The sequence below is a fragment of the Pseudomonas sp. H3_A02 genome, assembly GCF_054671965.1.
In genome coordinates, this window is the sequence record NZ_CP162807.1 from 2,978,366 (window position 1) to 2,999,133 (window position 20,768).

The 20,768-nt window shown below is 61.4% G+C and carries 17 protein-coding genes; 10 read left to right on the forward strand and 7 right to left on the reverse strand.

Translation table 11 applies throughout. From position 1 onward, the window contains the following. Nucleotides 1-3: 3 nt before the first annotated feature. Nucleotides 4-1,809 carry a di-heme-cytochrome C peroxidase gene (locus AB4N80_RS13125; protein ID WP_460082377.1) on the reverse strand — a complete coding sequence of 602 codons (1,806 nt, stop codon included), beginning with the start codon at nucleotides 1,807-1,809 and terminating at the stop codon, nucleotides 4-6. A 269-nt stretch (nucleotides 1,810-2,078) separates the two neighbouring features. On the opposite strand from AB4N80_RS13125, the gene AB4N80_RS13130 reads away from it, so the two are divergent. The 7 genes from AB4N80_RS13130 (at nucleotide 2,079) to AB4N80_RS13160 (ending at nucleotide 10,154) form a co-directional block, all read left to right on the forward strand. Then, on the forward strand, nucleotides 2,079-2,792 hold the full coding sequence (locus AB4N80_RS13130; protein ID WP_030142016.1) for an FKBP-type peptidyl-prolyl cis-trans isomerase: 714 nt from the start codon (nucleotides 2,079-2,081) through the stop codon (nucleotides 2,790-2,792). Nucleotides 2,793-3,085: 293 nt separating this feature from the next. Further along, nucleotides 3,086-3,541 (forward strand): YkvA family protein, encoded by a 456-nt coding sequence (locus tag AB4N80_RS13135; RefSeq protein ID WP_122569181.1) that lies wholly within the window; start codon nucleotides 3,086-3,088, stop codon nucleotides 3,539-3,541. Nucleotides 3,542-3,643: 102 nt separating this feature from the next. Further along, nucleotides 3,644-3,985 (forward strand): helix-turn-helix domain-containing protein, encoded by a 342-nt coding sequence (locus AB4N80_RS13140; protein ID WP_460082381.1) that lies wholly within the window; start codon nucleotides 3,644-3,646, stop codon nucleotides 3,983-3,985. Further along, a complete protein-coding gene (locus AB4N80_RS13145) occupies nucleotides 3,982-4,353 on the forward strand; it encodes a hypothetical protein (protein ID WP_003179080.1) in 372 nt (123 codons plus the stop codon). The genes AB4N80_RS13140 and AB4N80_RS13145 overlap by 4 nt, the downstream gene beginning before the upstream one ends. Then, nucleotides 4,354-4,755, forward strand: a complete 402-nt coding sequence (locus AB4N80_RS13150; protein WP_122569180.1) for an SEL1-like repeat protein — start codon at nucleotides 4,354-4,356, stop codon at nucleotides 4,753-4,755. 186 nt (nucleotides 4,756-4,941) lie between these two features. Continuing rightward, a complete protein-coding gene (locus AB4N80_RS13155) occupies nucleotides 4,942-9,738 on the forward strand; it encodes an RHS repeat-associated core domain-containing protein (RefSeq protein WP_460090488.1) in 4,797 nt (1,598 codons plus the stop codon). Beyond that, the gene (locus AB4N80_RS13160) at nucleotides 9,738-10,154 is read left to right on the forward strand and encodes a hypothetical protein (RefSeq protein ID WP_240998477.1); all 417 of its coding nucleotides are present in this window, start codon (nucleotides 9,738-9,740) and stop codon (nucleotides 10,152-10,154) included. The genes AB4N80_RS13155 and AB4N80_RS13160 overlap by 1 nt, the downstream gene beginning before the upstream one ends. Before the next feature lie 205 nt (nucleotides 10,155-10,359). On the opposite strand, the gene AB4N80_RS13165 is transcribed toward AB4N80_RS13160, so the two are convergent. Next, nucleotides 10,360-12,147, reverse strand: a complete 1,788-nt coding sequence (locus AB4N80_RS13165; protein WP_122566958.1) for a bifunctional diguanylate cyclase/phosphodiesterase — start codon at nucleotides 12,145-12,147, stop codon at nucleotides 10,360-10,362. Between the two features lie 118 nt (nucleotides 12,148-12,265). Further along, on the reverse strand, nucleotides 12,266-14,344 hold the full coding sequence (locus tag AB4N80_RS13170) for a carboxy terminal-processing peptidase (RefSeq protein ID WP_163006778.1): 2,079 nt from the start codon (nucleotides 14,342-14,344) through the stop codon (nucleotides 12,266-12,268). Between the two features lie 139 nt (nucleotides 14,345-14,483). On the opposite strand from AB4N80_RS13170, the gene AB4N80_RS13175 reads away from it, so the two are divergent. The 3 genes from AB4N80_RS13175 (at nucleotide 14,484) to AB4N80_RS13185 (ending at nucleotide 17,304) form a co-directional block, all read left to right on the forward strand. After that, nucleotides 14,484-15,446, forward strand: coding sequence for a zinc-binding dehydrogenase (locus tag AB4N80_RS13175; RefSeq protein WP_122566960.1), 963 nt, complete (start codon nucleotides 14,484-14,486; stop codon nucleotides 15,444-15,446). A 431-nt stretch (nucleotides 15,447-15,877) separates the two neighbouring features. After that, nucleotides 15,878-16,513, forward strand: a complete 636-nt coding sequence (locus AB4N80_RS13180; RefSeq protein WP_122566961.1) for a DUF1326 domain-containing protein — start codon at nucleotides 15,878-15,880, stop codon at nucleotides 16,511-16,513. Nucleotides 16,514-16,515: 2 nt separating this feature from the next. Next, on the forward strand, nucleotides 16,516-17,304 hold the full coding sequence (locus AB4N80_RS13185; RefSeq protein ID WP_122566962.1) for a DUF2182 domain-containing protein: 789 nt from the start codon (nucleotides 16,516-16,518) through the stop codon (nucleotides 17,302-17,304). 151 nt (nucleotides 17,305-17,455) lie between these two features. Here the strand turns inward: AB4N80_RS13185 and AB4N80_RS13190 are convergent, their stop codons facing one another. Genes AB4N80_RS13190 through AB4N80_RS13205 form a run of 4 tightly spaced genes read right to left on the reverse strand, consistent with a single transcriptional unit; the run spans nucleotide 17,456 to nucleotide 20,765 of the window. Further along, nucleotides 17,456-18,109 (reverse strand): HAD family hydrolase, encoded by a 654-nt coding sequence (locus AB4N80_RS13190; RefSeq protein WP_122566963.1) that lies wholly within the window; start codon nucleotides 18,107-18,109, stop codon nucleotides 17,456-17,458. Between the two features lie 46 nt (nucleotides 18,110-18,155). After that, the gene (locus AB4N80_RS13195; protein ID WP_122566964.1) at nucleotides 18,156-19,145 is read right to left on the reverse strand and encodes an ABC transporter ATP-binding protein; all 990 of its coding nucleotides are present in this window, start codon (nucleotides 19,143-19,145) and stop codon (nucleotides 18,156-18,158) included. Beyond that, complete coding sequence (locus AB4N80_RS13200) at nucleotides 19,142-19,942, reverse strand: ABC transporter permease (protein ID WP_060741108.1); 801 nt, start codon at nucleotides 19,940-19,942, stop codon at nucleotides 19,142-19,144. The genes AB4N80_RS13195 and AB4N80_RS13200 overlap by 4 nt, the downstream gene beginning before the upstream one ends. After that, nucleotides 19,929-20,765, reverse strand: coding sequence for an ABC transporter permease (locus AB4N80_RS13205; RefSeq protein WP_163006779.1), 837 nt, complete (start codon nucleotides 20,763-20,765; stop codon nucleotides 19,929-19,931). The genes AB4N80_RS13200 and AB4N80_RS13205 overlap by 14 nt, the downstream gene beginning before the upstream one ends. Nucleotides 20,766-20,768: the final 3 nt, after the last annotated feature.

Here is a 20,768-nt window from a genome sequence, read left to right on the forward strand (position 1 = left end):
TCATTACAGTTGCGACTCCAATGGCCCGCCCAGCACTTTCAAATACTCCAGCAAAGCCCAGCGCTCCTGCGGTTGCAGCAAGCGGCCAATGACGCCGTTACCACGCTCGCCTGCGCGGAATTCATGGCCGCCGTTGTGATTGCCGGTAATCCGGGTGTCGAAGAGAAAGCCGTTGGTGAAGGCTTCGGTGCGATAGCCCAGGTGGCGTGGGTCGTATTCGAAGTTGCCTTTATAGAACGTGGCCGCCCGCTCAGCCTGAGGGGACAGCAGTTGGTAGATCGTCGGCACCGAGCCGTTGTGCAGGAACGGTGGCGTGGCCCAGACACCCGCCAGCGGCCGGGCCTTGTAGGCACGCAGTTCACGCACGCCAATGGGCAGGCCGAAACCGTCCAGGGCCGGGCGCTCGGCGGGGGTGACGCCGGCATCGCGGTAAGCGCGGTTTTCGACGAAGGCGGTGACGTAGGCCAGGCCTTTGGCGACCGAAAGCCGGCTCAGGTCCAGCGGCTCCGTCGGGGTCGGGTGCAGTTGCACGTCCAGCTTCGCCAGCTCGGCCGGGTCCCACTGCAGGCTGGTCAGGTCGAAGCGGTGGTCGGCGATGTTATTGGCGGTGCCCGGGTCGGTGCCGATCACCTGCACGGGCAGCATGTGCAATTGCTGCATCGGCCTGTCAGGCCCCTGGACCACTTTGGGCACATGGCAGCCGGCGCAGTTTTCGGCGAACAGGGCCCGGCCCTTGGCGGCCAGCGGTTTATCGATCGTTCCCAGCAACGCTTCCGGCCACACGGGTGGTTTGAGCAGTTGCAGGGTCTCTTCGATCTTGTTCAAGTCACGCACGCGCACGCTGGAAGGGTATCGCGCGTCGCCCTGCAGCGGTTTGCCCTGGGCGTCGAAGAAATTCAGCGTCGCGCCGACCCCCAGCGCTTCACCAACGTTGCGGGCCATCGGTTGTTGGGCCGATCCGTTCCACTGCACCCAGTCGAAGGTCCACATTTCCCACAACTGCGGGTAATCCACCGGAGCGTTGGCGACCCGGTAGTTTTCCGCCGAGATGGCGTCGCCGAAGCTGGCATTGGCGATGCGGCCGAAGGCGTCGGTACGCCCGGGGCCTTCTTCGGTGGGGTAGAGGCCGCGGTGGGTGTCGTTCCAGGCCGCCTTGAGGAACGTGTCCAGGGAGACCTTGAACGCCTTGCGCAATTCTTCGTGGCGGGCGTCGTAGTCCTTGCCCAGTACCTGGCGGGCGAAGCGTTCGAATTTCCAAGGGTTGTAGTAGGTAGACGCCAGACTGGCGACCAGTGCCTGTCCGAAACTGCCACCGCGTAGCGTAGGAACACTGGAAGGCAGAACGTGTTGGGCCGAGCCGCCATCGATCCGTATCGCCTGGCCCTTGAAGCGCAATTCGCCGGTATGACACGCCGCGCAGGTGATATCCAGGAATTGGTCGGTGCTGCCCGGGTTCTGGTGTCGGGCAAACCCTACCGGCAAGTTGCCGGGATTGTTGGGCGAGGCTTTCTTTGCCGGGTCGATCAGGAAGCCAAAGCGCGCCAGATACTCCGGCGAGGCGAAGCGTTGTTGCGAAAACGGCAATTCGAGGGCGGTGAACCAGTCGTAGCGCAGGCCTTTGACCTGGGTGCCCTGGGGCGTGAAGTAATACGTCTGGCGCTCGGCGGCGCTCCATTGGTCCAGGTAGTGCACCTGTTCGACGGGCGTATAGAACGGCAAGCGAGGATTGGCGACGTAATACAGCACCACGGCCACGGCGACGATCAGCAGTGTGAGAAGCAGCAAGAGAATGCGAGAGAGAAGGCGCACGGTAACGTCCTTGTTTTTTTGATAAGCCCTTATGCCTCAGTGCTGCGCGCCGGGCAAGTGGCCATTACCCTTGGCCTGTGAGGGAGGGGCAATGTGTCCCTGTACGTAACAGATGACAGATGCTTCATTTGTCCAGGATTAAAAAGCGTTTGCTGACCTGAACTTATCATCACTTTGTGGCTCACATGCCGGTAGCCATTGGTCGTGGCCGCCTGATAAGCTCGCGGCTTTATTCGATTGCCCTTTAGGCGCATGAACAAGGAAATAGCATGAAACAGCATCGGTTGGCGGCGGCGGTGGCCCTGGTTGGCCTGGTACTCGCGGGTTGCGACTCGCAGACCAGCGTAGAGCTGAAAACCCCGGCGCAGAAAGCTTCCTACGGTATCGGCCTGAACATGGGCAAAAGCCTGGCTCAGGAAGGTATGGATGACCTGGACTCCAAAGCAGTTGCCCAGGGCATCGAAGATGCCGTCGGCAAGAAAGAACAGAAGCTGAAAGACGAAGAACTGGTCGAAGCCTTTGCCGCGCTGCAAAAGCGTGCCGAAGAGCGCATGGCCAAGATGAGCGAAGAGTCGGCAGCTGCCGGCAAGAAATTCCTCGAGGAAAACGGCAAGAAAGCCGGTGTCACCACCACCGCTTCCGGCCTGCAATACGAAGTGGTCAAGAAAGCCGATGGCGCACAGCCTAAGCCGACTGACGTGGTGACCGTTCACTACACCGGCAAGCTGACCAACGGCACCGTGTTCGACAGCTCCGTTGAGCGTGGCAGCCCGATTGACCTGCCGGTCAGCGGCGTGATCCCGGGTTGGGTCGAAGGTCTGCAACTGATGCACGTCGGCGAGAAGTACAAGTTGTACATCCCGAGCGACCTGGCCTACGGCGCCCAGAGCCCGAGCCCGGCCATTCCGGCCAACTCGGTTCTGGTGTTCGACCTGGAACTGCTGGCGATCAAGGATCCGGCAAAAGAAGACGCAGCCAAGTAATCGCGTCTGCTGTAACGACAACGCCTCGCTTATGCGGGGCGTTGTCGCATCTGGGCGGCGGCAAATGGCAAAAAAACCGAACGCATAAGGCAGGCTACAGTCATAGGCAGTACAGGCGCTGCTCTAGACGCAGTCAGCCGGTCAAGTCAATGAAATATTGGGTTTTTTTATGTGAGTAAAAAACGCCCGATCTAAGCCGGGCCCTTATGAAACGGGGGCTTCAGCGGTGAAATGCAGCTCTGTTCACAAGGTTATCCACAATTTGTGTGGATAACATTTCAGTGGGAGAAAAAATGAAGGCCCCGTGGAATTTTGCGCGATTTCTGCCCTTGGCAGGCCGCCTGCTGGCCCGCGGTCGATTGCCGACGTTGCTCTTCGCCGTCGCCAGCAAAGGTGCCCGGGAGGGCGGGCGGCTGGGCAAGCTCAAGGAGGACCTGCGCCTGTTGCAGGCCCTGTGCCTGGCCTATTGGCGCGGCGAATACCGTGCGGTCAGCGCCAAGTCGATGTTGTCGGTAGTGGCCGGCCTCATGTACTTCCTCAGCCCCCTGGATGCGATTCCCGACCTTTTGCCGATGTTTGGCATGTTCGACGACATCGCCGTGCTGGCGTGGGTCATGAAAACCCTCGACGTTGAACTCGAGGCATTCCGCGCCTGGCGTTATCGGCAATCCCCCGAGAAACTGGCCCAGGTCGAAAGGCTTCCCGATACCCCGGAACAACTCCAGCTCCAAGGCCAGAAAAAGCCCTGATCCCCTGAGAATTCATCACCCCGCGACCTTAGCCAGCATTTAGGATTACACTTCCAAGGAAAAAGGCTGACTCGCTAAGTGTTGTTGTCCTACGGGGTAGACATGGATATTCAAATCATCACACGTGACGGAGAGCCCGAGTACGCGGTTTTGCCGTGGGATCAGTACCAAACGTTGTTGAAGGCAGCAGGCATCGATCAAGCTCCGCCGCGCGAAGCGACAGTCCGTCACGCGGCGGCACCCGGCCAGGTTCTCCCTGGCCTGGATCAATTACGCAGTTTGCGCGAAGGGAAGGGCATCGCCATTGAGGCGTTGGCCCGCACGGTAGGTATCAGCCCGTCTTATCTGGCCTTGATCGAGAGCGGCGAGCGACAGCCCGATGCCGCGATTCGGCGCAGTCTGGCCTGGGAGTTGACGGTGCCGGGTTGGAGGGAAGAATCGTGAGCGTACGCATCAGTCGGCAGCATTGGGATGGGTTGTTGGGTGAGTTGGACCAGGCGCGTCGCCAGCGCCATTTATTGACTTACCGCGCCTTGCTGGAGCGCTTGCAGCTGCCCAGCCCGGCCATGCAGACCTTGACCGCGGCCCTTGAACACCTGGCGGCGCTGGACGCCCGGGCAGAACAGCCGTTGCGCAGTTCCCTGGTGATCAGCCAGGGCGCGAGCCGGTTGCCGCGCACGGGGTTCTTCGAATGCGTTGAACGCCTGGGCCGCTTTTCCGGGCCTTCCGATGGGGTGGCCGCCGCCTCTTGGCACGCTTCGGAAGTGGTCCGGGTGTTTGAATACGAATACCCCGAGTCGGCGGAGGCCTGAGTGCTCTGGCGACTCAAGGCGCGGCTCGGTTACTGGCTGGCGCGTCGGTTGTTTCACTGGTCCTGGTTTGTCCGCCAGCCGCGTGGCTGGGCCTGGCTCGAGGGCCAGTTCTCCCGCATGGCGAACCTGGGTGATGTCGGTGCGCAAAGCTTTTATGGGCACATCCTCACGTTTCGCGGCCAAGGGCTGGGCGCCCGTGAAGAAGGGGTGCGGCTGCTGCGATTGGCGGCATTGGCCGGTGATGGCAAGGCCGCCTACCAGATCGGCGTGATCAGCCTGGCCGGTACCACCAGCAAAGCGCCGGACCCGGTCGAGGCGGCACGCTGGTGGACCTTGGCGGCGAAAGCCGGGCACCCGTTGGCCGAGATCAAGCTCAAGGCCCTCGAAGCGCGCGATCTCTAGCGTTATCCACAGGCTATTCGTTGTGCAGTTGGGTGAATTTAGCGAATCGCCCTACATCCTTTGTCCCGTTCCCCTGACTTAATTCCCCCGTCATCCCCGGCACAGTCTCGCGCTCCCTGAGTGCTGCGAGACGCTGCCCATGTTCGAACGTTTTTTCCTGCCGGCCCTTGCGCGAGCCCTGTCCTGATGGAGCAGGTGAACCGTATCGAGCAGGAACTCGACAGCTTCAAAGACACCCTGTCGGTCTACCGCGAGCAACTCGAACGCTGGTACAGCCGGGCGGCGGACCGGGCCAGCCATGCGGTCGACTTGCCCTCGTTGATGGGCATGGAGCGGTTGATCCGCTTCGGCGACAGCACCACCGCCGTCAGCACGGGTGACGATGATTTCCTCTCCACGGTCGTCCAGTGCCCCCTGGGCGGGGTGATGACGATCGAGAGCAAGTTCGAGTCGGTGTACGACATCCCGCTGGGCGGCATCGTGGTGGATGTGGTGGCGGTGGACAGCGGCGAGGTGACGCCGGTCACCTTGGACGCCCAGGGTCTCGGGACCTTCAAGGGGGAGGCGGGCAAGTCCTATCGGGTGCATGTCCAGGGCGAGGTGTCTCCCCGGCACATCGAGAGCCTGTTTTCTTCCTACGATGGCTTGACCCGCGATCTGACGGACTGGCTACGGGGCGAGTGGCAAGGCTTCAAGCCGCGATGGGCCCAGCAGTCCTTGACGACATCGGCAGCTGCGGTGGGGAACGGGTTGCTCGCTGGCAGTTGGGCGGCGATCGAGGGGGTGTGGGACAGCATCAGCCTGCTGTCGGACATCCTCAAGGATCCCGGTCAGTTTGTAGAGCGGTTGGGCGAAAGCGCCAAGCAGCTGGAGGACCTGGCGGAAAAAGCACCGCAACTGATGGCCAGGCTGCAACTGCTGGCCAGCGATGAAGCGGCGTTGTGCCTGTTGGTGCGCACCGCCAGTCTCTGGTTGGACATGTTGCCGCCCAGTGAGGTTGCCGGCGAAACGGCCGAAGCACTCTCGACCGTGGTGGTGCAGTTGGTGATCGACTTGCTGATCGGCGTGGTCTTGACCTTTGCCGGGGCGGGCGCTGGGATCGCCTATCTATCGATGCGGTTGGCCAGGCACGGCGCTAGCCTGCTGAACGCCGTGCAGCGTTTCGTCAAGGCGATCTTCGCGGTGGTCAACGGCTTCATGACCTACGTGGACCGCTACAAAACCGTGGCGGTACGCGGCATCGCGGCGGGAATAAAAAAAGGTCGGATGCAACTGCGCTGGGATGCACAGCGCAACACCACGCTGAAAAAACACGAACCCCACGACAACGCCCCCGCCCAATCGAAAAATCCCAACGGCGACAGTGCCGACACCTCCGCCCAGACCCAGACCAGCGGCTGCCCGGTGTCGATGGTCACCGGCGAAGAACTGCTGACCCTCGACGACGGCACCCTCGATGGCCGCTTGCCGTTCGTCTTCACCCGGTTGTACCGCACCAGCGCCGCCGACCTGGACGTCGGCCTCGGCCGCGGCTGGAGCCATGCCCTGGCCCATCGCCTTTTGATCGAAGGCGAGCAGGTCATCTGGATCGACCAGGAAAACCGCCGCACCACCTTCCCCCGGCCCACCACCCAGCGTCCGGCGATCCACAACAGCCTGGCCCGCTCGGCAATCTACCTGGGCACCGAGGCGGACGAACTGATCGTCGCCCAGCCCGGGGAAAACGCCCCGTTCCTACACTTTCGCGACGGCCATCTGATCGCCCTCAGCGACCGCTACGACAATCGCCTGACCCTCCAGCGCAACATCCACGGCGACATCAGCCGCCTGGACAACGGCGCCGGGCGTTCCCTGCGCCTGCGTTACGAACAGCGCCACCTGATCGCCGTCGACTACCAGAGCTACCACCCGGCTATCACCCTCGACGAAGCCTGGCGGACCGAACAGACGTTGGTGTCCTACCGCTACGACGGACGTTTCCGACTGATCGAAGCGACCAATGCCGCCGGTGAAAGCGAACGCTACGACTACGACGACCAGCACGTCATCCTCCAGCGGCAACTGGCCGGCGGGGCGAGTTTTTATTGGGAGTGGCAAGGCGTCGGGGCGGCGTCCCGCTGCGTCCGGCATTGGGCCTCGTTTGCGCAGATGGACAGCCGCTACACCTGGGGCGAGGACGGCAGCGTCACAGTCCGGCACCTGGATGGCAGCCAGGAAGTGTATGTCCACGACGATCGGGCGCGGCTGGTGCGCAAGGTCGAGCCCGACGGCGGCGAGCACCTCAAGGCCTATGACGAACAGGGCCGGTTGATCGCCGAACAGGACCCGCTGGGGGCGGTCAGCGAATACCGCTACGACGAAGTCGGACGGCTAGTGGCGCTGATTCCTCCAGACGAGGCGCCAACGTCCTACGAATACCGCAACGGTTTCCTGCATACCCGTTCCCGTGGCAAAGCCGTGTGGACCTACCGGCGCAATGCCCGGGGCGATGTGATCGTGAGCATCGACCCGCACGGCCAGCGTACGGAATATGCCTACGACGCCCATGGGCAACTGCTGGCGCGGTACGACCCGGACGGTGGCGAACATCGCTTCACCTGGAGTCGCCTGGGCCAACTGACCGAAGAGACCCTGCCCGACGGCGGTCGCCGGTGTTTTGCCTACGACGCCCTGGGACGTTTGCTCAGCCGTCGGGACGAACACGGCGCCCTCACGCACTACCTATGGGACGCCGTCGGCCGCCTGCTGCAAGTGACCCTGCCCACCGGCGCCACCCGGGCCTGGAGCTACAACGCCTACGGCAAGGTCATCGCCGAGCGTGACGAGCAGGGCCGGACCACCCGCTACGAATACGCCGACGACCTGCACCTGGTCAGCCGCCGCCTGAACCCCGACGGCAGCGAGGTGAAGTATCGCTACGACTCGGCGCGGCTGTTGCTGACGGAAATTGAAAACGAATCCGGCGAAAAATATCTGCTGGACTACACGCCCAACGGCTTGATCCGACAGCAGATCGGCTTCGACGGCCAACGCACCGCCTACGCCTACGACCTCAACGGCCACCTGCTGGAAAAAACCGAGCACGGCGAGGGCGGCTTGCAATGGGTCACCCGGTACCAGCGTGATGCGGCCGGGCGCCTGCGGGTCAAGACCTTGCCCGACGGCCAGGTCATCGAGTATCGCTACGACGACCTGGGCCGGCTGGTTTACGTCGACGACGGCAGCGACCATCCGCTGGCCTTCGAATACGACGCCCAGGACCGTCTGATCGCTGAGCACCAGGGCTGGGGCACCCTGCGCTATCGCTACGATGCCTGCGGGCGCCTCAACCACCTGCGCCTGCCGGACGACAGCCAGCTCGACTACCACCACGGCCCAGGCGGCGCGCTGACCGCCATCGACCTCAACGGCGCGCGCCTGACCGAACACCGCTTTGACGGCGGCCGCGAACGGCAACGCCAGCAGGGCCGGTTGCTCAGTGACTATGCGTACGACGAGCAAGGCCGCCTCAAAGCCCAGACCGTCTGGCAGAGCTCACAGCAGCAACTGTTCTGGCGCGACTATGCCTACAGCCCCGGGGGCAACCTCCAGACCCTTTCCGACAAGCGAAACCGCCGCAGCTACCAATACGACCCGCTGGATCGCCTGACCCGCATCGACTTTTCCCACAGCGAGCCACCGGAACACTTCAGCCACGACCCGGCCGGCAACCTGCTGATGCAGGACCGTCCCGGGCCGACCACCGTCAAGGGCAACCGCCTGCTGAGGGAGGGCGACCGCCACTACGACTACGACGCCTTCGGCAACCTGATCCGCGAACGCCGCGGCCAAGCCCTGGTCAGCGTCTACCGCTACGACAGCCAACACCGCCTGATCGGCATCACCACCGCCGATGGCCGCGAAACGTCCTACCGCTACGACGCCTTCGGCCGACGCATCAGCAAGACCGTGGACGGCCTGACCACGGAATTTTTCTGGCAGGGCGACCAGCTCGTCGCCGAAAACAGCCCGCACCACCACCGCAGTTATGTCTACGAACCGGGCACCTTCTGTCCACTGGCCCTACTTGAGGGCGAAGGCCCCAACGCCTGCCCGCTCTACTACCACCTCGACCACCTGGGCACGCCCCAGGAACTGACCAACCCCGCCGGCCAGATCGTCTGGTCGGCGCGCTACAACGGCTACGGCCAAGTCACCGAGCTCCAGCACGGTGACGGTGAGCCACTGGAACAGCCCCTGCGTTTCCCGGGCCAATACTTCGACCCCGAAAGCGGCCTGCACTACAACCGGCACCGCTACTACAATCCTGAGACTGGTCGTTATTTGACGCCGGACCCGAGCAAACTGGCGGGAGGGCTCAATGGGTACCGGTACACCCTGAACCCGACGGGGTGGGTGGATCCGTTGGGGTTGGTGGACTGTCCGGGGACGGGCGGGTGTAGGTCGGCGGTTGGGGAGCAGGATCCGGCGGTTAAGGTTGGGGTGGATGAGGGGGAGCCTGCTCTGCCGATGACGGCGGAGCAGCGGCGGGCGCGGATTGATGAGTTGGCGGAAGCGAATGCCAAGAGACGGGTTATTGTTATGGAAGAAAAATATCGCATGCACACTGTTGAAAAACACAGTTCGGAAATATCAGACGTAGCGCTCAAACAGCGTGCCATTAACGGTGCGAATCCGCATACGGGTGAAATTCCCAAGGGATCCAATGGAAGTCTAAGTTCCCAATTCAGCAACTGGCGAATTCATTTGAGTGCGCTAAATAAAGCGATGACAAGAGAGAGGCTTGGACTGGATCCGTTTACTGGTGTGGACCACAAAAACGATAGAGTTGTCAGGCAGGAATTGCCGGGAGCAGGGCGGGGCTACAAACCAAATAAAAAGGATAAGCAGAATCCTAAGTTGAACGAGGATTTAAATTGGTTTGAAGTTAAGTTTAGTAAAGATGGCGTGCCTTACACCGCATTTCCTATGGAGAGAAAATAATGCTAAAGCATCCTTTTCTAAATGAGGAGTTTGTTCCTAATTTGATGTGGTTCATTGGTCAGTTTGATGTGTATGACCGTGAAGAAACACTTGGGGCAATGCTAGCCGTCTACGATCCTAACAGTGAGAGCGACAGATTGGAGCTGATTGTTAGATATGGTCTGGGTTTGGAGTGTCTATCCTATAGACATAAGTATGTGTTGGTGACTTTCTTGGGCGAGAAGCTTAATGAACCGGATTATGACTTTAAAAATTTGTTTGAAATAGACGAAGAGTGCGCAGGTAGTTGGCCTCGCGGAGAATGGTATAGCTTAAAAAATCCTAGAGAGTTTCTTCAGGATGTTTATATGTTGGCAAAAGAAACTTGGAAGGAGGATCTAAGAAAGGCAGCCCTTGAGGATCCATCTACTTGGTAGGCCAGAAGTAGATAATGAGGTTCCTATTGCTAAACACACCACCAAACAGCTTTTCGTGGCGAGGGAGCTTGCTCCCGCTGGGCTGCGCAGCAGCCCCCTTCTGAACAGCACCTCGGTGTGCCTGGTTGATCGAGTAGGTTGTTTTAGGGCCGCTTCGCAGCCCAGCGGGAGCAAGCTCCCTCGCCACGGGTTCGGCGTCAAATGCTTACACCGACACACCCAACTCCACCACAGCCTCCCGCTCAGCCAACCCCTCCACCAGATACACACTCCCCCCCAAAATCTCCTTGGCATGGTGCTTGGCCTGCGAGGCCAGTTCCGCCAACTGACTGGCGTCCAGTGCTTCACAGGCCTCGGCGCGCAGGTGCACCACGCCAATCGACAGCGACAACAACGCGAACTCCTGCCGAATGCCCTGTCGATTCAATGCCGTAAAGCACCCCGCTTCCAAATGTTCGGGCCGGTAGAAGCGGCGGCAGTGGGTCTGGAAGTCGCCGAGCAACTGGTCCAGGCGCCTGCGCCAGTCTTCCGGGCCGAGGACCAGCAGGAAGTCGTCGCCGCCGATGTGGCCGACGAAGTCGCGACTGGGGTCGATGCGTTCGTTCAGGCATTGGGCCAGGCACAGCAGGACTTCATCGCCGCGGCCGTAGCCATAGATGTCGTTGAAGGGCTTGAAGCTGTCGATGTCCACGTAGCAGATCACCGATTCCTGCCGTTGTTGCAGCAGGCGCGTGAGGCATTGCTGGATCGGGACGTTGCCCGGCAGCAGGGTCAGTGGGTTGGCGTAGCGGGCCTGTTGAATTTTCAGCTCGGTGATGAGCTTGAGTACGTCGATCACCCGGCCCAGGCCGAGGTAGCCGCCGTTGAGGGTGATGATGAAGTCTTCTTCGATACGTTGTCGGGCGCGGCTGGTGATCAGGCGGCTGACTTGTTGCAGCGACTGGTTCAACTCCACCGCCAGGAAGTCATCGCTCATCAGCCGACTGATGGGCTTGCGAGCGAACAGGTCAGTGGCGAAGGGCTTGAGCAACGCGTCCGAGAGTGAATGGCGATGGACGATGCCGCAGGGCTGGTTCTGATTGTCCAGCACCGCCAGGGAGTTGAGGTTGGCCTGGCGCCGGAACGCCTCCAGTACGGTGGCGGTTGGCGTGTTGTGGGCCACCGCCGGCTGTTCATTGAGCAGCGCACCGAGGTCGTTGACCTCATCATTCAGCGCTGCCACGCCGCTGTCCTGCCTGGGCATCAGCGCCCTGGCATCGCGTGACGGTTGTTCCTGGGGGCGGGCCAGCAGATAACCCTGGACCAGGTCGACGCCCATTTCGATCAGCACCGCCAGTTCTTCCGGCAGTTCGATGCCCTCGGCAATCACCTGGGCACGGGAGGCCCGGGCGATCTTCAGGATCGAGCCCACGAACTCGCGCTTGAGGGCGTCCTGATGGATGCCGTCGATGAAATGTCGGTCGATCTTCACATAGTCGGGTCGCAATTCGGACCACAACCGCAAGCTCGAATAACCCGCGCCAAGGTCGTCCAGGGCAATCGAGAAACCCATGGCCCGGTAGTGGTGCAGGGCGGTTTGCAGGAGCTGGAAGTCATCGATGGGGGTCTGTTCGGTCAGTTCGATCACGACCTGGCTGGGTGAGATGCCGAAGTCTTGCAGCAGTTGCAGCGTGCGCCCCGTCTGGTGCGCGGACTCCAGCAAGGACTCGGGCGAGACGTTGAGAAACAGCTTGCCCGGCAGTTTTTGCTCGTTGAAGCGTTGGCAGGCGCTGCGGCGGCAGGCCAGTTCCAGCTCGCTGAGGCGTCCGGCCTGGCGCGCTACGGAGAGCAGTGCGATGGGCGAGTGCAACGGGCTGTTGGAAGGGCCGCGGGTCAGGGCTTCATAGCCCACGATGCGCCGTTCGGAAAGGCAGATGATCGGTTGGAACAGACTGTACAAACTGCTTTGAGCCAGGATCGAACTCAAGGCACCCAGCTGTTCTGTCGTGGTCATGGCAATCTCTGGCGATAAAAAAAGGACCGGGTGCGGGGCACCCAGTCCTGTATTTCACGACAGACTGATGTCAGTTTGATGACACTCCGACGAGCATCACCATTAAATGGCCATCATCTTAGTGCTTGGCGATCGCCGTGTTGAGTTTCAGGTAATCCAGCAGGATTCGCCCGGTCTCGCTCAGGTAGGCATCGTCTTCCGGCTTGGTTTTCTCCGGCTCGGTGATCAGGTCTTCGTCCTCTTTCTTCAGCTCTTTGAGCGGTTCTTCGCCCTTGGCTTTGCGACGCAGGTTTTCCATAGTCAGTTGCTTGGCCTCGATGTCGGCATGCTGCGCGCGACGGTCGGCCTCGTTGAGGGTGACGGTCTTTTCCATCATCAATTTCTGCGCCAGAGCCAGCTTGTCGCGGATGAACACGAACTCCGCATCCTGGGACGAGCGCGCGTCGTGGTCGGACTTGAGTTGGGCCAGGAACGGCTTGAACGGGTCCACGGCCGGTTTGATCGCCGGCCGGATGGTGTCCCACGGCATGGCTTCGGGCAGGGCGCTTTCACCGATTTCCTTGGTGTCGATGATCGACGGGTAATCGATGTCAGGCAGTACGCCCTGGTGCTGGGTGCTCTGGCCGGACACCCGGTAGAACTTCGCCAGGGTCAGCTTCAGCTCGCCGTGGTTGAGCGGCTGGATGGTCTGCACGGTGCCTTTGCCGAAGGTCTGGCCGCCGATGATCAGCGCACGGTGATAGTCCTGCATGGCGCCGGCGAAAATCTCCGAGGCCGACGCCGACAGGCGGTTGACCAGCAAGGCCATCGGTCCCTTGTAGAACGCGCCCGGGTTTTCGTCTTCCAGCACATCCACCCGGCCATCGGCGTTGCGCACGAGCACGGTCGGGCCCTTGTCGATGAACAGGCTGGTCAGCTCGGTGGCTTCCTGCAGGGAGCCGCCGCCGTTGTTGCGCAAGTCGATGACCACGCCGTCGACCTTTTCCTTCTGCAGTTCGGTCAGCAGCTTCTTGACGTCACGGGTGGTGCTCTTGTAGTCCGGGTCCCCGGCGCGGAAGGCCTTGAAGTCCAGGTAGAAGGCCGGGATCTCAATGATGCCGAGCTTGTAGTCCTTGCCGTCCTGCTTGAGGTTGAGGATCGATTTTTTCGCGGCTTGTTCTTCCAGCTTCACCGCTTCACGGGTGATGGCCACGATTTTGCTGGTCTGGTCGTTCGGTGCATTGCTGGCCGGGATGACTTCCAGGCGCACCACCGAGCCTTTCGGACCACGGATCAGCTTGACCACTTCGTCCAGGCGCCAGCCGACCACGTCGACCATTTCCTTGTTGCCTTGGGCGACACCGATGATCTTGTCCGCCGGGCTGACCTGTTTGGTCTTGTCCGCAGGGCCCGCCGGGACCAGGCGCACGATCTTCACCTGGTCGTTGTCGCTCTGCAGCACGGCACCGATGCCTTCCAGGGAAAGACTCATGTTGATGTCGAAGTTTTCCGCGTTATCCGGCGACAGATAATTGGTGTGCGGGTCGTAGGACATGGCGAAGGTGTTGATGTACGCCTGGAAAATGTCCTCGGCGCGCGTCTGGTCCAGGCGCGCCAATTGGTTCTTGTAGCGCTTGGTCAGGGTTTCCTGGATCTGCTTGGGATCCTTGCCGGCGATCTTCATGCGCAGCACTTCGTCCTTGACGCGTTTGCGCCACAGGTCGTCGAGTTCGGCTGTGCTTTTGAGCCAAGGGGCGTCCTTGCGGTCGACCTGCAAGGTTTCCTTGGCATTGAAGTCGATTTTGTCGACGCCTTTGTTCAGCTCGGCAAGGGCGTAGTCCAGGCGCGCCTTCACGCGGTCCAGGTAGCGCTTGTAGATGGTGAACCCGGCATTCAGGTCGCCACTCTTGAGGAAATCGTCGAACTGGGTTTTCCACTTGTCGAATTCGGCGATGTCGCTGGCCAGGAAATAGCTGCGCGATGGATCGAGCAGCTTCAAATAGCTGTCGTAGATGATGACCGAGCGCGCGTCATCGAGCGGCGGCTTGCTGTAGTGATGGCGCTTGAGCAATTCGACGACGTTCAGGCTGGCAATCACTTCGTCGCGATCGGGCTGGAGCTTGTCCCAGCTGTTGGCTGCGAACGTATCGTTCGACAACGGTAACAGGCCGAGGCCAATGACGAGCGCGAGGGCGGTGCTGGGGAACAGGTGCTTCATGCTGATTCGACGCAGGGACAATTGATAACGCATATTAGGCCGTCTTTGAAGTCGCCGGTTCCATGTGGCCCGGGCGCATAATGCAAGAAAGCCCGGCGTTGAAGCAGCGGGCCCAGTCGAGACTCACTATGGAGGCACCGTGAAAGCATTGCAAGGCGTTGAAGGCCAAGTGGTATGGGCTGATGAGCCAAGTCCGGCGTGTGATGTCGGGCAAGTTCGCATCCGTGTGGCGGCTGCCGGCCTGAATCGGGCCGATTTGTTGCAAAAAGCCGGGCTTTACCCGCCGCCACCCGGCGCCAGCCAGGTGCTGGGGCTGGAATGTTCCGGGGTGATCAGCGAGGTCGGGCCGGGCTCGTCCTGGCAGGTGGGCGACCGCGTTTGCGCGTTGCTGGCCGGCGGTGGGATGGCCGAGGAGGTGGTGGTCGATGGCCGCCATGTGCTACCGGTGCCCGAGGGCTTGTCATTGGCTGAAGCGGCCGCGCTGCCTGAGGTCTACAGCACCGCGTGGCTGAATCTGTTCCAGCTGGCCGGGCTCAAGCCGGGCGAGAAAGTGCTGCTGCATGCCGGGGCCAGCGGCGTCGGCTCGGCCGCGATCCAGCTGTGCAAGGCGTTCGGGAACCCGTGCTGGGTCAGTGTCGGTTCGACCGAGCGGCTGGCCTATTGCGAGGCCCTGGGCGCCCAGGGGGGCGTGGTGCGCACCGATGGCCTGGAGAGTTTGAACGACCTCGGTCCCTTCGACGTGATCCTCGATCCAGTGGGCGCCAACTACGCCAAACTCAACGTGAAACTTTTGTCAGTTGACGGCCGCTGGGTGTTGATCGGCCTGATGGGCGGGCGCTCGACCGAGCTCGACCTGGCCCAGGTGCTGGGCAAGCGTATCCAACTGCTCGGCTCGACCCTGCGCAGTCGCGACGAGCAATTCAAGGCCGACCTGATCAGTGAGCTGGGGCAACAGGTGTGGCCGCTGTTTGCCGACAAACGCCTCAGCCCGCAACTGGCCCGGACCTTCGCGATCAAGGACGCCGAAGCGGCGTTCGCGGAACTGGCAACCAACCAGGTGTCCGGCAAGTTGGTGTTGCTGATCGATGAGAGCTTGAGCTGACTCCCGGAGCTGGGTGCGGAGCTGTGGGAGCAAAGCTTGCTCGCGATAGCGGTGGATCAGCTTGCAGTGATGTTGAATGTGCGGCCGCCATCGCGGGCAAGCCTTGCTCCCACATGGATCTTCGGGTGCTCACAGAACCGGTATTCACCCCAAATCCCCTGTGGGAGCGGGCTTGCTCGCGATAGCGGTGGGTCAGTTTGCATTGAGGTTGGATGTGCTGGCGCCTTCGCGAGCAAGCCCGCTCCCACATGGTGCTTCGGACGTTCGCAGAGTCGGTGTTCCCCCCAATTTTCACCTTTGACCTGCGACCACGGGCAGGCCGACCTTTGGTCGGCAGCCGGTATCCGATGCGCGCGTCCTGCTAGCGTTAATTAATGGAGGGATGGGGTAACCGCAGCTTTCATTTCACCCGCCAGGTGAAGAGGTTGATCATGGCCATCACCGAATGGCGCATGCAGGGCGTCGAATTCATTGCCTGCAACTGCAATTGGGGCTGCCCCTGTCAATTCGACGCACCACCGACCCATGGCCACTGCCAGGCGGTGGCGTCGATGCGAGTGGAACACGGGTATTTCAATCAGGTGACGCTGGAAGGCTTGTGCTGGGCCGCCACCTTCGCTTGGCCGGGTGCCATTCATGAGGGCAACGGCAGTTGTCAGGTGTTCATCGATGAACGCGCCGACGAGGCGCAACGTCAGGCTCTGCTGACCATCCTCTCTGGTCTGGAGAGCGACCCCGGGGCCAACGTGTTCCAGGTGTTCAGCAGTACCATGAGTGAAGTGTTCGAACCGCAGTTCGTGCCCATTACTCTGTCCATCGATGTCGATCAACGCTTGGCGCACCTGGACATTCCAGGCGTGCTGCAGGCCAGCGGCGAGCCGATCCGCAGCCCGATCGACGGTTCACCTCATCGAGTCCGGCTATCCCTGCCCAACGGCTTCGAATTCCTTGAGGCTGAGGTCGCCAGCGGCAGTTACCAGACGCATTCGGCCCTCAAGCTACAATCCCAAGACAGTCATAGCCACCTCGCCCATGTGCACTTCACTGGCCATGGCATAGAGCCGTAAAGATGGCAGCACCTCAGGTGGCGGCCCAGAGCAGGCGACTGACAGGCGAGCAGTTGCTGTTCCTGGCCTGCCTGCTTGCGCTGACCGCCCTGGCCTGGCTGGTGCTGCTGCACATGGCCCGTGACATGAGCGCGCCGGGCGGCATGGCTGATGCGGCAATGGCTGGCATGGTCATGCCCTGGAGCCTGGCCGATGCGCTGCTGATGTTTGCCATGTGGGTGGTGATGATGATCGGCATGATGCTGCCCAGTGCCCTGCCGATGCTGCTGATCTACCAGCAGATGCTGTGCAAGCGCATGCCGGCACCGCAGCGACACCTGGCCCTGCTGCTGTTCTGCAGCGCCTATGGCCTGGTCTGGGCTGGCTTCGCCCTGGGCGCCACGGCGTTGCAATGGGCGCTCGAGCAGCTCACTTTGCTCAGTCCAGGGATGCGCGTCAGTAGTACCGCGTTGGGCGCCGGCCTGCTGTTGGTCGCAGGCGTCTATCAGTGGCTGCCAAGCAAGGCGGTCTGCCTTGAACATTGTCGCGGGCCGCTGCATTTTCTTCTCAGCTACTGGCGCTCCGACGTGCTCGGCGGCTGGCGCATGGGGCTGGCCCATGGCGCTTACTGCCTGGGCTGCTGTTGGGCCTTGATGGGACTGTTGTTCGTGGTCGGCGTGATGAACCTGCTCTGGGTGGCAGTGATCGGTGCCTTCATTCTGCTGGAGAAAAACCTGCCGCAGGGACTCTGGCTTAGTCGTATCTGCGGTGTGTTGTTGCTTGGCTGGAGCCTGTGGCTGTTGCTGGGCTAGGGGCTGAACCTGTGGGAGCTGAGCTTGCTCGCGATTGCGGTGTGTCAGCCAAATCAATGCCGGCCGATCCACTGCTATCGCGAGCAAGCTCGCTCCCACAGAGGGCACCTGGCCACACAATCCGAGTGTTCTTCCTGGGGCTGTGCAGTGCTTATTTCCAGGTATGAATCGGCCACCCGGCCGATTCGGCATGGGCCTTCAATACCGGGTCCGGGTTCACCACGTGCGGGTGATCGACCTTGAGCAACAACGGCAGGTCATTGCGCGAGTCGGAATAGAAGCTAGCGCCTTCCAGGTTCTCTTCCTCGGCATCCAGCCAGTCCAGCAGCCGGGTGATCTTGCCTTCGCGATAGGTCAGGGTGCCGACGGTCTGGCCGCTGTACACCCCATGAAGCACTTCCAGTTCGATCGCCAGGATCTCGTCGATGCCCAGGCGTTCGGCAATCGGCTTGACCAGGTGCGTGCCAGAGGCCGAGATCACCAGGATCCGGTCACCGGCCTTGCGGTGTTCGGCGATGGCCTTGGTGGCGTCGCTGAAGATGATCGGCTCGATGAAGTCTTCCACCCACGGCGCCACCAGATGCTCGATCTCTTCGGGCGTGCGGCCAATCATCGGTTCCAGGCTGAAGTCCATGTACTCTTCCATGCTCAGCTTGCCGTGGCTGTAGGCGTCCATCAGCTCGTTGTTGCGCCGCATGAACGACTCGGGATCGACCCAGCCCAGGCGACCCATCTGTTCACTCCAGAGGGTGGCGCAGTCGCCATGGATCAGGGTTTCGTCCAGATCAAAAATTGCCAAGGCCATCAGCGTGTTTCCCTTTTCAAGATCAGCTTCAAAATCAACAAAGCCGTCAGGCTACCTCACACAGCGCCGACGGATCGATGGAAAGTGCCAACCGTGCGCCATCGGGGTGCAGGTCGGCGGCCGAACGGTTGAGTACATCCACCACCAACTCCACGCCACGAGCCTCGACCCGGTAGCGAATCACGTTGCCCAACAGGCTGTGGCTGCGGATCAGCGCATCGGCCTGGCCGCTGCGGCTCAGCTCGATGGCCTCCGGGCGAATGGCGATGCGACCGCTCACCGGCCGTTGCAGCAGTTTGCTCGCGCTGTCGGCGTCCAGCAGGTTGTAGTTGCCGATGAAGCCGGCGGCAAAGACATCGACGGGCGCAGTGTAAAGGGTTTCGGCATCGCCGCTTTGTACGATCTTTCCCTGGTTCATCAGGAAAATCCGGTCAGACATGGTCAGGGCTTCTTCCTGATCGTGTGTGACGAAGATCGTGGTCAGGCCCAACTCACGCTGGATCTGTCGGATCTGTTCGCGCAAGTGCTTGCGAATCCGCGCATCCAGGGCTGACAGTGGCTCGTCCAGCAGCAACAGGCGCGGCCGCGTGACCAGGGAGCGGGCCAGGGCGACGCGCTGGCATTGGCCGCCGGAGAGTTGATGGGGATAGCGGGCAGCAAAATCGTGCAGCTCCACCAGGCGCAGGATCTCCAGCACGCGCTGTCGACTGTCCGAGGCGTCTACCTTTTGCATGCGCAGGCCGAAGGCGACGTTTTGCTCCACGGTCATGTTCGGGAACAAGGCGTAGCTCTGGAAGACCATGCCGATGCCGCGTTTCTGCGGGCTCAGCGGGACGATGTCCTGCCCGTCGAGGATGATCTGGCCGGCATCCACCGCGGTCAGGCCGGCGATGCAGCGCAGCAGCGTGGATTTGCCGCAACCGGAAGGGCCGAGCAGGGTGACGAACTCGCCCTTGCCGATCTCGCAGTTGATGTCGCTGAACACCGGTGTGCCGGCATAGCTTTTTTGCAGGTGTTGGACGCTGACGTAGCTCATTGGCTTTTGTCCTTGTTCAAGATGTTGGCCGCCCAGGTCAGGACCAGTACGAAGAAAAAGTAGGAAATCACCAGGGCACTGGTGAAATGGCCGCTGCTGTTGCGCATGTTGTTCAGGTAGACCTGCAGGGTTTCATAGCGGGTGCCGACGAGGATGTTGGCGAACACGAATTCGCCGAACAGGAACGAGAAGGACAGCAGCAGCGCCACCATCAGGCCCTTGCGCAGGTTCGGCAGCACCACCAGGAACGCCGCCTGGAAGGTGCTGGCGCCGAGCAGTTGGGCGGCGTCCATCAGGTCGCGCAGGTTGATGGCTTGCAGGTTGTTGGTGATCGCCCGGTACATGAACGGCAGGGCGACGGTGAAGTAGCAACCGATCAGGATCCACGGCGTACCGACCATCGCCAGCGGCCCGGAACCATAGAGCTGCAACAGCCCCACCGACGACACCACCGGCGGCACCGCGAAGGGCAGCAGGATGAGGATGTTCATCAGTGCGTCGAGCTTGGGGAAGTGGTAATGCACCACGAACAGCAGCGGCAGGATCAACACCACCGAGAGCACCAGCGCACCGACGCAGACCAGCAGCGATTGACCGAAGGCGTGAAGAAAACGCGGATCGCTCCACAACTGCACATACCATTTGAAGGTGAAGCCGCTGGGCAGCACGGTGGCCGACCAACTGCTGGCGATGGAGTAGACGAGTGTGCCGGCCAGGGGCAGCAGCAGGATGGCGAACAGCAGGTACACCACCGCCCGATGATAGAGCCCGACGGAGCCCGGTTCAGCGCGAGACATGGTAGCTCCTCTTGAGCAGCAACTGATGGACGATGGTCACCACGGTCATCAACGCCACCAGCACCACGGCCAGGGCACTGGCCAGGTTCGGGTCGAGTGAAATATCACCGGAAACCATGGCGGCGATGCGGATCGGCAGCACGTTGAAGTTACCGGTGGTCAACGCGTAGACCGTGGCGTAGGCGCCCAGGGCGTTGGCCAGCAGGATCACGAAGGTGCCCAGCAGCGCCGGGGTCAGCACCGGTAAGCCGATGTGCCGCCAGAATTGCCAGCCGTTGGCGCCGAGCAACTCGGCGGATTCGCGCCAATCTTCGCGCAGGGCGTCGAAAGCCGGATAAAGCAGCAGCACGCCCAAGGGAATCTGGAAGTAGGTGTAGAGGATGATCAGCCCGGTTTTCGAATACAGGTTGAAATCCTCGATGATCCCCGCCTGCTTGAGCATGATTGTGATGCTGCCGTTGAACCCCAGCAAAATGATGAAGGCGAAGGCCAGGGGCACGCCGGCGAAGTTGCTGGTCATGTTGGCGAAGGCATTGACGAAGTTGCGCAGCCGCGAATCCACACGGCGCAGTGAATAGCTGCCGAGCACGGCGATGACGATGCCGAACACACTGGACCAGAAGCTGATCTCCAGGCTGTGCTGGATCGCTTGCAGGTAGAACTTGGAACTGAAGATCTTGCTGAAGTTGGCCAGGCCCCAGCCGAACTCTTCCGATTCCAGGCTGTTGACCAGCACCCAGAGCAGCGGGGCGATCTGGAACACGATGAAGAAAATCGCGAAGGGCACCAGGCACAACGCTGCCAGCCATTTGCCGCGCGTCATGGC

What these genes read in the sequence shown, in the direction of transcription:
- AB4N80_RS13130 (WP_030142016.1), top strand. Translation starts at nt 2,079, where the DNA reads ATGAAACAGCATCGGTTGGCGGCGGCGGTGGCCCTGGTTGGCCTGGTA.
- AB4N80_RS13135 (WP_122569181.1), top strand. Translation starts at nt 3,086, where the DNA reads ATGAAGGCCCCGTGGAATTTTGCGCGATTTCTGCCCTTGGCAGGCCGC.
- AB4N80_RS13140 (WP_460082381.1), top strand. Translation starts at nt 3,644, where the DNA reads ATGGATATTCAAATCATCACACGTGACGGAGAGCCCGAGTACGCGGTT.
- AB4N80_RS13155 (WP_460090488.1), top strand. Translation starts at nt 4,942, where the DNA reads ATGGAGCAGGTGAACCGTATCGAGCAGGAACTCGACAGCTTCAAAGAC.
- AB4N80_RS13160 (WP_240998477.1), top strand. Translation starts at nt 9,738, where the DNA reads ATGCTAAAGCATCCTTTTCTAAATGAGGAGTTTGTTCCTAATTTGATG.
- AB4N80_RS13165 (WP_122566958.1), bottom strand. Translation starts at nt 12,147, where the DNA reads ATGACCACGACAGAACAGCTGGGTGCCTTGAGTTCGATCCTGGCTCAA.
- AB4N80_RS13170 (WP_163006778.1), bottom strand. Translation starts at nt 14,344, where the DNA reads ATGAAGCACCTGTTCCCCAGCACCGCCCTCGCGCTCGTCATTGGCCTC.
- AB4N80_RS13180 (WP_122566961.1), top strand. Translation starts at nt 15,878, where the DNA reads ATGGCCATCACCGAATGGCGCATGCAGGGCGTCGAATTCATTGCCTGC.
- AB4N80_RS13185 (WP_122566962.1), top strand. Translation starts at nt 16,516, where the DNA reads ATGGCAGCACCTCAGGTGGCGGCCCAGAGCAGGCGACTGACAGGCGAG.
- AB4N80_RS13190 (WP_122566963.1), bottom strand. Translation starts at nt 18,109, where the DNA reads ATGGCCTTGGCAATTTTTGATCTGGACGAAACCCTGATCCATGGCGAC.
- AB4N80_RS13195 (WP_122566964.1), bottom strand. Translation starts at nt 19,145, where the DNA reads ATGAGCTACGTCAGCGTCCAACACCTGCAAAAAAGCTATGCCGGCACA.
- AB4N80_RS13200 (WP_060741108.1), bottom strand. Translation starts at nt 19,942, where the DNA reads ATGTCTCGCGCTGAACCGGGCTCCGTCGGGCTCTATCATCGGGCGGTG.
- AB4N80_RS13205 (WP_163006779.1), bottom strand. Translation starts at nt 20,765, where the DNA reads ATGACGCGCGGCAAATGGCTGGCAGCGTTGTGCCTGGTGCCCTTCGCG.